The organism is Fibrobacter sp. UWB11, from assembly GCF_900143015.1.
GTDB lineage: Bacteria > Fibrobacterota > Fibrobacteria > Fibrobacterales > Fibrobacteraceae > Fibrobacter.
In genome coordinates this window covers 1,266,158-1,279,612 of sequence record NZ_FSRT01000001.1, presented here as the reverse complement: position 1 = coordinate 1,279,612, position 13,455 = coordinate 1,266,158, and the positions used below count along the sequence as shown (strand labels likewise).

The following is a 13,455-nucleotide window of genomic DNA, read 5'->3' as shown; positions in this document are numbered from 1 at the left end:
GAACGCAGGTTTATCATAAAAATATTTTCCTCAAAAAAGGATGTCAATAGAGCTAAATTTCGTCAAACAGGCATTTTTCTCGTTTTTCTATCGAGAAAAAGACAAGGTTCATATAAAAAAGTGGCGATTTTGACGAAAAATCGGCGATTTTGACGAAAAATCGGCAATTTTAACGAAAAATTTCGAAATATAATGAATTTTTAACGAATTTTCACAAAATTCAGCGAAAATTTTAAAATTTTAACGAATTTTTGACAATAAAAAAGTCGTCCCTTGCGGGGCGACCTTTCGCTTATCTCAACACCACTCGTTGCGTTTTGGCATTGCCGCATTTGACCATGTACACGCCGCGGCTTAAGCCTGCGTTTGTCATGGCATGGCGGAGTTCGCCGATGTGTTCTGCTTGGAATTCGCCGATAAACGTGCCAATCGGGCTAAATACTTTATATGAGCTTTGACGGCTTTGGGGTACAGAAATCCTCCCGAAGGCAATTGATTCTGTTGAATCTTTGGGTGGTTCCACCTTTGGCTCTTGCCACAGAACGAATTCGACGGTCGTTGCACTGCGTGCTGGGATGCTGTAACTGCACTTTGTATCGTCAACCTTGACTTCGCTTCCTTCCTTGAGGTTGTTCTTGTCGTCGGTGACGTAGGGCTTGAAGCTTCCAATTTTTGTGTTACCGAAGTCAAAGTCCGCCTTGAATTCCTCATTCTTGGAATTGAGAATGACAACTGCGATTTTCGTCTTGAGGGAGTCGCGGTAGGCAGTGACCTTTACATCTCTTTCGGGATTCTTGGTGGCGTCAATTCTCCTCGCGCCGGGGCGTGCAAAGCGGCTGTAGTTCCCCATGATCCAGAGTCGCTTGGTGGGTTCCAAATTGTCGGGGCTTCCCTGTCCTTGCGGCCAAAGCGCTCCGTTGCCGCAGCTGGGTTCGCTACAGGAATAAATCCACCAAAAATGCCAAGCGTTCATGTTCGAAATGGTAAGGGCGTCGTGAATCATGTTTGCAACGCGGAGCGCGCTTCCCATGCCAACGTCTTCCTTATTGCTTCCGAGATCGTAGACTTCGGTTTCCCAAAATTCCTTGCCGGCTTCGTGAATTTCAGGGTAAGCGGCCGGGTCTCCGCCATATTCGTGCGTTCCAAAAATGTCCGTGTATTTCAAGGCTGCTGGATTGTTGAAGAAGGCCTTTTTATAATTGGGGAATCCGTACCAGTTGATGGCTTCGGTGCCAATAATTTTGATGCCCGTGGTATCAAGGGTGGGGCCAAGATAGTCGCCGACCCAACGTGCCAATTCATCGGGTTCGTAGTGGTTGTCGCCGGTGCCGTCGGGCTCATTTTGTGACGAAATCGCGTATAAGTTTACGCCTGCCTTTCGCATGTCTTGCGTAAACTTTAAGATGGTGTTGGCCCAGTCCTGCGCATGATTGAAATCCAGGTGTTTTTTGTCGCCATCGTAATTTACGGTGTATTTGGATGTCCATGGGGCTGCCCAAACTTTGACACCGTATTCACTCGCCTTTTTTGCAATACTTGTTTCGGAGGTGGAGCCATCCGGAGCAATACGGATGCGGTGCAGCGTAAGCCCCGCGCCGCTGGTGGAATCCCAAAGGAAGGCGGCGTTTTTGTCGGTGATGGAGCCCGCCCATGCCGATGCGGCGCCAAAGCCGCTGATGCGTTGGTATTCCTTGCCCATGTCAACATTTATCGTTGCAGCCCCGGCAATGGTGCCCAAAAATGCGATGGAACTCGCAAAAAGAGAGAATCTCTTCATTGAAATCGTCATATAGCCTCCCAATTCAACTGTACATAATGTAAAGTAAACTGGAAAATTCACTTTTGATAAGGCTAAAAATGAATTCGTTTTGATAAAATGACAACGATAATGGCTTTATTGCGTCAATTCGCTAATTTGGGACTCAATGTTTGAAGGCTCTCGCCTACTGAACTTCAAAAACCTTATCTTCAAATTTGAAATAAGAGAAGTCTTTTTCAGAAGCGGGAATGTCGATACGATGTTTGCTATAGCATTTGCATGTTTCTGCCGATCGGATGTCTGTAAGTTTTAAGGACAACGTATCGCCAGAACGTTCGAATGAAAAGCCTGCGTCGATGGAACAATAATCTTGTTTCCAGAATTCGACTTTGAAGGAACCATGATCGTCAATCAACTTGGCTTTTTTTATTTCATTCCCAAGTCCCTGTTTTGCAAGATCAATAGCTTGCAAACATTCTTCTATCAAAATGGAAGGCTCTTTCGGCTTGCTCTCGATCGCTTTAATTGAATCCATGTTGACTCGAACAGGGGGATAGCAAGAGACTGTCATATATATTGGCGGAGGACAAATGCCTTCCTGTAAGCGATGGTATGTTTCTTGACCATTTTCGATGTAAATAGTATCAACGCAGCAGGCCGCAGGATTATAGTTACCACCATCTGGCCAAGAACTGCTCATTCTCGGGAAAAAAACGGATGAAGACGATATGCCTTTTTCACTGGATGATGATTTTTGAGAATCGCTTGACTGCGGAATTGTGCTTTCACTTGATGTTGGGTTTGCACTTTCACTAGAGGAGGTTGTTGTGTTTGGTGATGGAGGTGCTCCTGCGCTAGACGATAAAGTCGCATAATCATCACGTGTAGAAGATACCGCGTTCGGGGTTTCTTCGGAACAAGCCGATATCATAATTGTAAAGCCTGCCAAAAATCCCGAAGCAACCAATATCTTGGTCTTCATATTTCCTCCTTACTTTGTAGTACTATATTCAATATACATTTTTTTGGGGAATAAAGACTGATATGAAAAGTTTATACTAGATTTGATGTGCTATGGATAAACTGCTTGATCGAAAAATAGGACCACCTTTAATAATTATTGCCGCTAGCTTTTGGGGATGCATGGGCATTTTTGTCCGAACGCTTAGCGACTTTGGCTTTAGCGCCATCCAGATTGTCTCCATAAGAATTACGCTTGCTGCATTGTTCTTTTCTTTGATTTTGTTTATCAAGAACCGCGCGGGCTTCAAAATTTCCTTGCGGGATATTCCGCTATTCTTGGGACTTGGCGTCGGGAGCATTTTGTTCTTTACGGTCTGTTACTTTTCTGCCATAACGATTATGCCTCTTTCTACGGCGGCAATACTTTTGTACACCTCGCCCATTTGGATTATGTTGATGTCGGCGGTGCTTTTTCACGAAAAGATAAACCGTCAAAAAATCATTGCACTCGCCTTGGCATTTGTCGGCTGCGTTCTGGTTTCGGGTATTTCCGGTGATGGAATTACAGCTGTCGGTTTGTTGCTCGGTATCGGCTCAGGTGTCGGATATGGGCTTTATAGCATCTTGGGTACGATTGCGTTGCGTAAATATTCCCCCTACACCGTCACCACATATACGTTTTTGATTGCTGCAATCGGTTCTTGGTTTATTTGCCGTCCAGCAGAGGCTCTCTCCATTTTCTCCAAAGCAACTAATTTTAGCGGACTTGTTTTGTTGTGCTTTCTGACGGCTCTTGTTACCGCCGTTATTCCGTTCCTTTTATACACGCTTGGACTCCGCTGTGTTGAAGCGAGCAAGGCTGGCATTCTTGCGACTGTCGAGCCTATGGTCGCAACAATTGTCGGTATTGCATATTTTTCCGAATCTTTGACGCTGTTGTCCGGACTTGGTATTTTCCTTATTCTTTCGGCAGTCGTGATTTTGAATAAACGTTAAAAGACCGTAGCTCATAAAACTACGGTCTAAGAATAATTGCTAGAAATTATATCAACTATTTTCGATAGACGAGTCTACCGGTGACGAACATTTCTTCACCAGATTGGTAGAAAGTCTCTACAATTGCGTTCTTATCGATTTTTGAAACATCGATAACGGCAGAATCGTTTTGGATTACATCATTCAATTCAACGTTGTTGCATTGGAGCCTGTTGTGTGATGTATTATGAACCGTGATAGATCTTTTATCGTCCGCGACGGACTCCAAGAAGAAATTTTTCCCGGTAGATTTAATTTCGCACGAAAGCTCTTTATAGCGCTTGTAGAGTTCCTTGAAGAAATCTGCAACATTGAGAGATTGCTTTGAAGATTCTTTGGTATCATTGTTCAGATAGCGCCATGCTTCAAAATCGTCATCTTCAAGAGAAATATTGGTTTTAGAATTGCAAAGATAATAATCGGCAACATACGTTTCGAGCAAGACGATACTTTGTTTCAACTTTGCAAAAGAATCTTCATCAAAGTTGTTCCCTTTATAGCCGTAATCATTCTTTAAATAGCTACGGTACAAGTATCTATAAAGTGCGTACAAGGTATAGTACAGCTCGTATTGCATAAACTTGCCGTCATTTCCAATTCCCATGCTTTTGTCACCTGGAATAAAGAAATCGCCGTCAAGAATAACATGAGTGTCCTCTTTTAACAGTTTGTAGTAATCGTTCCAGCTTTGCTTATCTTCTTCAGAAAGAACAAGAACTGGTGTTTTTTTATTGAACTTTCCGACATATTTTTCAAGCAACAAAATGCAATCGCTTACTTCCTTTTTCAAATCAATTGGATTATCGCCGCTAGCCTTCACTTCGCTATCATGCCTACCAATTATATCGAAATATTTGAAGCGCTTGTAACTTGCGACATTGATCAATGCGTTTGATATATCGCGAAGGATGTTGTTTTCAACACTGTACTTACCGATTGCGACACTCTTGAGTTCATCAAAGGAGACATTAATTTTATTATCAGACTTATTGTATTCTTCTTCAGTGATTTCGTAATAGAGAATTGCGCCGTTCTTAACGACAAAAGCAAAATAAGTATAAATGCCGTTTTTCAAGACTGCAAGGGTACTATCGCAATTGAACTTGGCCGCCAATTCACCGTCAAAGAAAATCGATATATAATCTAGCAGCGTTTCTGGAGGCATTTGTGCCAACTGATCAGACTTCTCTTGATCTGGCTGAAGTTTTTTGTTGACGAGTTCATAAGCCGCGCTCAGGTATGCGTTGCGCCAAGTTCCCGATTCGCACTGGGCTCCAAGTTGTCGCAACGCTGTAGCGCAAAGATTCCTGACTTTGTCAGAGATATCATCGCAGTCGCCAGAAAGAATCATCTGGTTCGACATGTAAGCGGCGGTCCAATAATTGCCTTTGGCGATATCTTCGTCAATCATGGACAACATCTTTTCACGGCTACCGGCCATCACATAACGAAGAGTTTCCTTGGCTAATTGTTCTGGCGGAAGTTCCTGAAGGTGTATTGGGTTGGCGTCGTACCAGCCAAGATATTTTTGATACACGGCTTTTGCATTATGTACAGGCGTTCCGTAGAATGGCTTGAGCGTCCAATTTTTTTGCATGCCCCTCGGTAATACGAGCATGTCCGCTACTTCATTCATCTTGTAGCCCATGTTCATATAAAGGAGTGTTTGGTCATGAATGTACTTGTAAATGGACGCTGTTTCGATAATGAAGTCGCGTATATTAACTGTAGGAACATCTTTTTCAGTTGTGCCGTTTTTCCAGTGAGGCCAATTATGACTCTGGAAAATAACATTAGTTATATTGCCATATTTAACGGCTGCTTCCATCAAGAAATGCGACCAAGCCTTGGCATCACGGATTTCTGCACCACGAAGGGTATAAAGGTTGTGTAGTGTACCAGAGCAGTTTTCGGCGAGCCATAAAGCTTGATAATCTTGAATGTAATTGTTCATTTCGGCCGGTGCTTCTGTTCCCGGAGTTAACTGGAACTCGACTTTAATTTCGTCAAGTTGCAATGTAACGTTTTCCAAAATTTCAATTGTCGGCCTACCTACTGCGGAAGGTTTTCCGGTAGACTGCCCTTGCCCAATGCCGATACTGATTTCGCCGCAAAGATCGTTTTCATCCATCGGCTTGATAAAACTTCCGTATTGATAAGAAGCTCGCCTGCCCATGGCATTGCCCAAGTAAACGTTTTCGCTGACGGCGTGGTCGTAAAAACCTGCGGGCGCAAGGATAAAACAGTTGGCGACTTTTTTTACGTCATCCTTGGATTCTTTGGCATTTTCGGTGTTTTTCCCATCATCTTCATCATCGCTATTTTCGATGATTTTCCCATTATTGTCAGGATTCTTGGGATCGATAAAGTAATCCATAACGGTTTCCATACCGCCATAATGGTCTATGTGGGAATGGCTGATAATCATCCCGACGATGGAACCGCTAAGCGAATAATCAGAGTACGTTTTTTTGAAATATGCTTCGAAAAGATCCATCGCAACTTTTGTGCACTCGTTGCTCATCAAAGTGTCAAAGACAATCCAGCGCGGGTTTCCCCCACTTGGGTTACTCCTTACAAATGTAAGGTTGGACATGTCATAGCCACGGACTTGGTAAATTTTACCCGGCAAAACTTCAAATACGCCAGACAAATGGTTGCTTGCACCGTTTTCCCAAAGATTCGGGTGAACGCACAAATGTTTATTGGTATCCATGCTATCTTCGGGAGTATATGCGTTTCCTAAAAATGTGTAATTCTTTTGAGACCAAACGCCTGTGATATCGGGAAATTTTTCCGAGCAGCATTTGCATTTTGCCGTGTTGTATTCGGAAGAACGTTTGTTTCCATCTCCGAGACCGCTACGCAGTGCTTCATAGTGATTTTTGATACGTGTAAATGCACTTGATTCAAATTTTTTATTAACAGATGCTTGCGGATCAACGCTAGGTGTGTTGTCTGTCATGTTTTTCCTTTTATAAATGAAATTGAACTTTTGTTATTAATTACTACCACAAACATACAATAAAGTTACAACAATAAAATAAAATCGTCAATATACATTGTTTTGAATATTTTCTTTTGTTTTTGATAGTTTGTAAAAAAATATAAAAGAAGTTATCTTCACGAAAAGAAAGATTATAATATTTTAAATATAGCCAATATGATTTATTATAAAAAAAGAAACGAGACTTTGTTCTATCTCGTTTCTTCTATTAAATGAAATTTTTTTGAAATTAAAATCTTCTGCGGATTTTGCAGAAATCCTCGTATTCCTTGCCAAAATCACGGCGGAGGCGTCGTTCTTCGCTAAAGACTTGTACCATCATAATAGCGACGAATATGGCAAATACAAGCAAGGCCTGCCAATGCCATAGCCATACTAATGCGCCAATGAGGTAAACGAACGTGCCTGTAAGCATCGGATTTCTGTTTAGACGATACGGACCATCTATCATCAAGTGGCAAGTGCGTGGTGCGACTTCATGACCAAATGCGTCCATCGGATTGCCTTTCCCGCGACGTTTCATGTAAATGATTGTCCAAATGCTCAATGCAAGTCCGGCAAGCATAACCACAACAGCGATTATTCCCCGAGCGGCATCAACTGGTAACAAATCCGGCATCCCGGAAGCAAGCCACATTAGCGTTGGAATCAACCCCACAAAAAGCACTCCGCCAAGAACATAGCCAATAATTTCGCGTAACAGTTTCATATAACCCTCCTGTCAAAACACTTGCGATAAAATATAAAAGAATTCCTGTTGAGATGATGTATCATTTTGTATATTTTATCCAAATGACGCTTTTTCTTTATAAGAGAAGGAGGATTTATAATGAAAAATGCTCGTAAATTGGTTGCTCTTGGTGTGTTTTGTTTGACATATTCTTTAATGTCTTGTTCTGATGGTCATCACGTAAATGATGCTACAGGCGAAAGTAGCCTCCCCAGCTCCAGCAGCGAAGAAGATGAGTATTTCTTTATAGATAGCACTCTTCACGTAGATGTGCAGCGGTATCGAGCACTTAATTTCAACAAAGATACAACCTTCTGGAGCGCTTCTGACTGCGAGATTGAAGATTCGACTTTTTCTTGCAATCATGTCGAACGACACGAGTTCTCTTATGGAATTCGGGACGATTTTTATGATGATTTTTTTGGCGATAAAACCAAAAAACGTTCCGGTTACAGAGATACCATTTACGATACGACCTATACGGATATAAACTTTGGAAAAAACGCGCTAGTCCACTACACTCCGGTTGCAGAAATTCCTGAATTCGATAGAGAGGCTGTTGCAAAAGCTCTTTCCAAGCTCTCCGGCGAGCGTTGCTCACAAATCTTTGAACTTAGATCCAATTACAGTCTTAAGGCTATAGGGCTTCCGGGATTTTCATGGAAGAATGAAGATGATGTGATGTTTGGGTATGATGCGTACGTTGATAGGGATGATTCTGGTCAAGAGAAATGCTCCGTTCAAAGCGCCCGTATTCAGTACACCATGAGTTCTCATTATTCTGTTGTCTATAGAAGATCTCTTCCCGAAGAACTTGACGACAATACTCTTCAATTTTTCAATGGTACTCTTACAACATTCCAAGATACGACAATTTCTTGGAAGTTGGTGTACACAGACCAATACCGTCGTGCGGATACTTTGGACATAACCACTAAATTTGAATACGATGACTCCGATTCTTTAAGAATAAAGATTTATGGTTTTTATGATGGAGCATGTTATGATGCCATCAAGCCATCTAATTGTAAATAATGAAATGAAGTTGTCTTGTAAATTCACGTCTGTATTCTTAATTGGCTTAACATTTAGTTTTTTTGCGTGTACAAATGACGAAATCGGTGGCAACAGAGCGAAGCCCGTAAAAGAGATTTCCCTCGAAGATTACACTTCGATTGCTGATAGCACGCTACACAAAAACGTGAAGATGTACCGAGCGCTCAATTTTAAGGGCGATACAACGCAATGGGACGAATCGGATTGCAACATAAAAGATACCAGTTTTAGCTGTTACCACGAAACATGCGTAGGCTGTTATACGGTAAAGATATGCCGTGACGCCAACAACAATCGTATAAAATGTCCTAGCTATAAAGACACCATTTACGATACCACTTACAAGAACATAAACTTCGGCGAAAACGCGCTTGTCAATTACATCCCCATTGCAAAAATTCCAAAATTCAATCGGGATACAGTACAAAAAGTTTTGTCTACTCTAAACGGCCACGCATGTGCTCAATTTTTTGAATTCACTTCCAATTATTACCTTGAACACATCGGTCTACCTGAAGGTTTTACATTTGAAAAAAGAGATTTATTCCCCTTTGGTTTTGAAGCAACAAGTCGCTCAGGAAAATGCAGTGTTGGTGCAGCCAATGTACAATACACTCCTAATAATGATAATCCTAAAAGCGTAGTACGCAGACTTCCTGAAAAAGTTGATCGGGTAACCTATCAATTTTTCAATGGATCCATGAAATCATATCGCGACACAACCATTTCTTGGAAACTCGTCTATAAGGACCAATATGGGCGTGGCGACACGCTGGATATAACGACAAAGTTTATCGCAGATACATCGACAACAGATTCTCTACGTACTAGTATTATGGGCGTTCTTGCGAGCCGCAAGTACAACGCCAACTAAATTAAATCTCAATTAACGATTTTATACAAAAACACCCTTGCGACTTTCATCGCAAGGGCGTTTAAGTTCGCTAGGAACTAGACACAGAGTGTCGCGACATCAAGCCGCGGCAAACATTATGCCTTGTTCAAACGATCCTGGATCATGTCGATGATTTCAGAGAGTTCCTTCGGGAGGTGCTTGCCGAACTTCGGATAGTGGTTTTCCTTAACGTCAGCGAGTTCCTTCTTCCAGCCTTCCACGTCAACCTTCGTGATCTGCGGGAGAGTTTCCTTATAGTAGTCAGCGAGACCATCAGTATTGATGGCGCCTTCCTTCGGCATGTAACCGATCGGAGTTTCGACAGCGTTGTCAACACCGTTGCAGCGGTCGAAGATCCAAGCGAGCACGCGGCTGTTGTCGCCGTAACCCGGCCACATGAAGCCACCCGGAAGCTTTTCGTTGTTGGCATCCTTGCGGAACCAGTTCACGTAGAAGATCTTCGGAAGCTTGTCTTCAGTGGACTTCTGACCGATTTCGATCCAGTGCTTGAAGTAGTCACCCATGTTGTAGCCGCAGAACGGGAGGATTGCGAACGGGTCGCGACGGATCTTACCGACCTGAGATGCATCGATGGTGGAAGCAGCGGTGATTTCGGAACCGACGATGGAGCCGAGGAACACGCCGTGGTTCCAGTTCAAGGACTGGTGAACCAGAGGAATGGTGGACGGACGACGACCGCCGAAGAGGATTGCGGAGATAGGAACGCCTGCCGGATCTTCCCATTCCTTAGCAATGCACGGGCACTGCTTAGCCGGAGCGGTGAAGCGAGCATTCGGGTGAGCCATTTCTTCGCCCTTCGGAGCCTTGTCCTTCGGGAGAGCGTCACGGGTCTTGCCCTTCCAGTCAACGAGCTTGCCCTTAGCCGGGTAGCCGATGCCTTCCCACCACACGTCGCCGTCTTCAGTGAGAGCGCAGTTCGTGTAGATCGTGTTCTTTTCAGCAGAAACAAGAGCGTTCTTGTTGGATTCTGCAGAAGTACCCGGGGCAACGCCGAAGAAGCCAGCTTCCGGGTTGATAGCATAAAGACGGCCATCCTTGCCAAACTTCATCCATGCAATGTCGTCACCGATGGTTTCGACCTTCCAGCCCGGGATAGTCGGGATGAGCATGGCGAGGTTCGTCTTACCGCAAGCAGACGGGAATGCGCCAGTCACGTACTTGACTTCGCCCTTCGGGTTCGTGAGCTTGAGGATGAGCATGTGTTCAGCGAGCCAGCCTTCGTCGCGAGCGAGAACGGTAGCAATGCGGAGAGCAAAGCACTTCTTGCCGAGGAGGGCGTTTCCACCGTAACCGGAACCATAGGACCAAATGAGGCGTTCTTCCGGGAACTGCGTGATGTACTTGTATTCAACGTCAGCGCACGGCCAGATGCCGTTGTCGCTTTCGCATTCGCGGAGCGGCTTACCAACGGAGTGGAGGCACGGAACGAAGTCAGCGTTCGGGTCAGCATTGAAGATATCGAGAACCTTCTTGCCAGCGCGAGTCATGATGTCCATGTTGAGAACGACGTATTCGGAGTCAGTGACTTCGATACCGTTCTTGGAAATCGGGGAGCCGAGCGGGCCCATGCAGAACGGGATCACGTACATGGTACGGCCGTGCATACAACCCTTGTAGAGCTTACGCATCGTCTGCTTGAGTTCAGACGGGTCGATCCAGTGGTTGGTCGGACCTGCATCTTCTTCCTTCACGGAAGAAATGAAGGTACGGGATTCGACGCGAGCCACGTCAGACGGGAGAGAACGGAACAAGTAGCAGTTTTCCTTCTTGGCGAGCTTCGTTGCGAGGCCAGCCTTGACGCACTTCTGCATGAGGGCATCATATTCTTCCTGGGTACCGTCAACGACGACGACGTTGTCCGGTTCGCACATGGCAATCATTTCATTCACCCAAGTACTGATTTTCGGGTGCTTGATATCGTTAAGAGTAAGACTCATTATGAGCTCCTATTGGTTTAACGTGTTAGATTTCGAGATATTTCGAACGCGCTACAAGATAGCAAAAAATATGGGTATTGGTCAATGAATTTTAGTGATTAGTAAGCGGTAGGAAGTAGGCAGTAGGAAGAAAATGGAAAGATTCAACCTAAACATTAAACCTGTCATGCCCGCCTTCGAGCGGGCACCACCCTTTCAAGAACGGCTTCACCTTTTAACACAATGTAAACCTGCACATCTGGATAGAATTTTTACAAAAAAACAATTATATATTATTGCCTAGTTATGATTACTTCAATTATTTTAACAGTCCTTTTTATTTTGGGCGATGCCGGCGTCTTGTTCTTGAGCCAGGACAGCTTTGGCAAGCTCCCGCAGGGTAAGCGCCTCGAACGCGTCAAAAAGTCCCCGCATTACGATGGCAAGCAGTTCGTGAACGAAGAAGAAACGGAATTCATGACGGGCAACAAGAGTACGCTTACTGTCTGGCGAGAATTCATGTTCAACAACAAGAAAAATACCGTTCCCGACACGGCTTTGCATGCCATCAAGACGGATTTGAGAAAACTCCCCAACGACAAAGATTGGATTGTTTGGTTCGGGCATTCATCGTACCTTGTGAACCTTTCGGGTAAGAAAATTTTGGTGGACCCGGTGTTTTACAAGGGCTCCCCCGTCAAGTTCGCTAATAAGATGTTCAAGGGCACGGATATTTACAAGCCAGCCGACATGCCGGACATCGATGTTCTTGTCATCACCCACGACCATTGGGACCATTTGGATTACGAGACCGTCACGGAATTGGAACCGCGTGTGAAAAAGGTGGTAACCGCACTTGGTGTAGGCTCGCATTTGGAATACTGGCACTATCCCGTGAGCAAGCTTATTGAACTTGACTGGTGGGAAAAAGCGCAGCTTGGCGACAGCACCCGCGTTACGGCTACGCCAGCAAGGCATTTTTCGGGTCGCGATCTGAACAAAAACAAGACGTTTTGGGCTTCGTTCGTCTATGAATCGCCCAAGCGCACTATTTGGATTGGCGGTGACGGCGGCTACGGTTCGCATTACTCGAAAATTGGGCAAAAGTTCCCGAACATTGATTTAGGGATACTTGAAAACGGGCAATATAATCCGGACTGGGCGCAAGTCCATACGATGCCGCAATATTTGGGTCAGGAGATGAAAGATTTGGGGGCTGCCCGCTACATTACGGTTCACCATTCCAAGTTCTGTCTGAGCAAGCATCCGTATTACGAACCGCTCGAAAATGCGAAAAAGGCCGCCAAGGAATCTGGCAAGCCTTTGCTCATGCCGCTAATCGGCGAAGTTATTTATCTCGATTAGCAATCGCTTTGCAAGAAGCGCCCGCGCTATACCCCGCGCATGTCGGGGTCCCACACGATTTTGTGCAGTTGCACTTGGAACCGAGCGTTGTTTTGCGTCATCACCTTGCTACCCACCATCCAATTGACAATTTGCTCGTTGGTGAGTTCGCCCCATACCGGCGAAATAAAAATGTGCGGCATATTATCTGGAGATGTTAGCGAGAGTCGCGCGACAACGCCTTCCGCTTCCAGCAAGTCTTCGACACTCCCGACAACGAACTTGAGCACGTCATTTTTACCGAGTGAAATGATATTTTCCATCTTCATTCGGGCTGACATGCCGCTGCTTTTGCACTTCCAGTCCATCGTGTAGAAGAGTCCAGGCAACAGCCATTTGCAAGGGACCGTGCCGTTCGTCTCGATATTGACTTCAAAGCCTGCTTCACAGAATGCGGTAAGCAGCTCGCCCACGCCTTCGTGAATCAGCGGTTCGCCACCCGTGAGCGTGACGCACTTGACACCGGATTCGTTGCGATACGCTTCAACCGCTGCAAGGACATCTCCCACGCTCATCTGCTTAAAGTCAGGACCTTCGACCGCATACATCGAATCGCAGTAGCTACAGCGCAAGTTGCAGCCGTGCAGACGCACAAACACCGCCGCCAGCCCCATGCGAATTCCTTCGCCCTCGATACTCTTAAAAATTTCGGAGACTTTCATATTCACA

10 protein-coding genes are annotated in these 13,455 nt (G+C 44.8%); 4 read left to right on the top strand and 6 right to left on the bottom strand.

The genetic code is table 11. The annotated features are described in order from the left end of the window. Positions 1 to 292: 292 nt before the first annotated feature. On the bottom strand, positions 293 to 1,789 hold the full coding sequence (locus tag BUQ91_RS05480) for a glycoside hydrolase family 30 beta sandwich domain-containing protein (protein ID WP_074208443.1): 1,497 nt from the start codon (positions 1,787 to 1,789) through the stop codon (positions 293 to 295). A gap of 154 nt (positions 1,790 to 1,943) precedes the next feature. Further along, a complete protein-coding gene (locus BUQ91_RS15525; RefSeq protein ID WP_139299694.1) occupies positions 1,944 to 2,741 on the bottom strand; it encodes a hypothetical protein in 798 nt (265 codons plus the stop codon). A gap of 92 nt (positions 2,742 to 2,833) precedes the next feature. Between BUQ91_RS15525 and BUQ91_RS05470 the strand changes: the two genes are divergently transcribed. Beyond that, positions 2,834 to 3,718 carry a DMT family transporter gene (locus BUQ91_RS05470; protein ID WP_074208442.1) on the top strand — a complete coding sequence of 295 codons (885 nt, stop codon included), beginning with the start codon at positions 2,834 to 2,836 and terminating at the stop codon, positions 3,716 to 3,718. Between the two features lie 55 nt (positions 3,719 to 3,773). On the opposite strand, the gene BUQ91_RS05465 is transcribed toward BUQ91_RS05470, so the two are convergent. Further along, positions 3,774 to 6,722: an alkyl/aryl-sulfatase gene (locus BUQ91_RS05465; RefSeq protein ID WP_074208441.1), complete on the bottom strand. Its 2,949-nt coding sequence runs from the start codon at positions 6,720 to 6,722 to the stop codon at positions 3,774 to 3,776. 271 nt (positions 6,723 to 6,993) lie between these two features. Further along, positions 6,994 to 7,473 carry a methyltransferase family protein gene (locus tag BUQ91_RS05460; protein ID WP_074208440.1) on the bottom strand — a complete coding sequence of 160 codons (480 nt, stop codon included), beginning with the start codon at positions 7,471 to 7,473 and terminating at the stop codon, positions 6,994 to 6,996. 120 nt (positions 7,474 to 7,593) lie between these two features. Between BUQ91_RS05460 and BUQ91_RS05455 the strand changes: the two genes are divergently transcribed. After that, positions 7,594 to 8,529 carry a hypothetical protein gene (locus BUQ91_RS05455; protein ID WP_074208439.1) on the top strand — a complete coding sequence of 312 codons (936 nt, stop codon included), beginning with the start codon at positions 7,594 to 7,596 and terminating at the stop codon, positions 8,527 to 8,529. Between the two features lie 4 nt (positions 8,530 to 8,533). Then, a complete protein-coding gene (locus tag BUQ91_RS05450) occupies positions 8,534 to 9,424 on the top strand; it encodes a hypothetical protein (protein WP_175566600.1) in 891 nt (296 codons plus the stop codon). Positions 9,425 to 9,540: 116 nt separating this feature from the next. On the opposite strand, the gene BUQ91_RS05445 is transcribed toward BUQ91_RS05450, so the two are convergent. Further along, entirely contained in the window at positions 9,541 to 11,403 is a 1,863-nt protein-coding gene (locus tag BUQ91_RS05445) for a phosphoenolpyruvate carboxykinase (GTP) (protein ID WP_074208437.1), read from the bottom strand. A gap of 285 nt (positions 11,404 to 11,688) precedes the next feature. On the opposite strand from BUQ91_RS05445, the gene BUQ91_RS05440 reads away from it, so the two are divergent. Continuing rightward, positions 11,689 to 12,747, top strand: a complete 1,059-nt coding sequence (locus BUQ91_RS05440) for an MBL fold metallo-hydrolase (RefSeq protein ID WP_074208436.1) — start codon at positions 11,689 to 11,691, stop codon at positions 12,745 to 12,747. Positions 12,748 to 12,773: 26 nt separating this feature from the next. Here BUQ91_RS05440 and BUQ91_RS05435 read toward each other — a convergent pair whose 3' ends face one another. After that, a complete protein-coding gene (locus tag BUQ91_RS05435; RefSeq protein WP_074208435.1) occupies positions 12,774 to 13,448 on the bottom strand; it encodes a 7-carboxy-7-deazaguanine synthase QueE in 675 nt (224 codons plus the stop codon). Between the last annotated feature and the right edge of the window lie 7 nt (positions 13,449 to 13,455).

What these genes read in the sequence shown, in the direction of transcription:
- BUQ91_RS05480 (WP_074208443.1), bottom strand. Translation starts at nt 1,789, where the DNA reads ATGACGATTTCAATGAAGAGATTCTCTCTTTTTGCGAGTTCCATCGCA.
- BUQ91_RS15525 (WP_139299694.1), bottom strand. Translation starts at nt 2,741, where the DNA reads ATGAAGACCAAGATATTGGTTGCTTCGGGATTTTTGGCAGGCTTTACA.
- BUQ91_RS05470 (WP_074208442.1), top strand. Translation starts at nt 2,834, where the DNA reads ATGGATAAACTGCTTGATCGAAAAATAGGACCACCTTTAATAATTATT.
- BUQ91_RS05465 (WP_074208441.1), bottom strand. Translation starts at nt 6,722, where the DNA reads ATGACAGACAACACACCTAGCGTTGATCCGCAAGCATCTGTTAATAAA.
- BUQ91_RS05460 (WP_074208440.1), bottom strand. Translation starts at nt 7,473, where the DNA reads ATGAAACTGTTACGCGAAATTATTGGCTATGTTCTTGGCGGAGTGCTT.
- BUQ91_RS05455 (WP_074208439.1), top strand. Translation starts at nt 7,594, where the DNA reads ATGAAAAATGCTCGTAAATTGGTTGCTCTTGGTGTGTTTTGTTTGACA.
- BUQ91_RS05450 (WP_175566600.1), top strand. Translation starts at nt 8,534, where the DNA reads ATGAAGTTGTCTTGTAAATTCACGTCTGTATTCTTAATTGGCTTAACA.
- BUQ91_RS05445 (WP_074208437.1), bottom strand. Translation starts at nt 11,403, where the DNA reads ATGAGTCTTACTCTTAACGATATCAAGCACCCGAAAATCAGTACTTGG.
- BUQ91_RS05440 (WP_074208436.1), top strand. Translation starts at nt 11,689, where the DNA reads ATGATTACTTCAATTATTTTAACAGTCCTTTTTATTTTGGGCGATGCC.
- BUQ91_RS05435 (WP_074208435.1), bottom strand. Translation starts at nt 13,448, where the DNA reads ATGAAAGTCTCCGAAATTTTTAAGAGTATCGAGGGCGAAGGAATTCGC.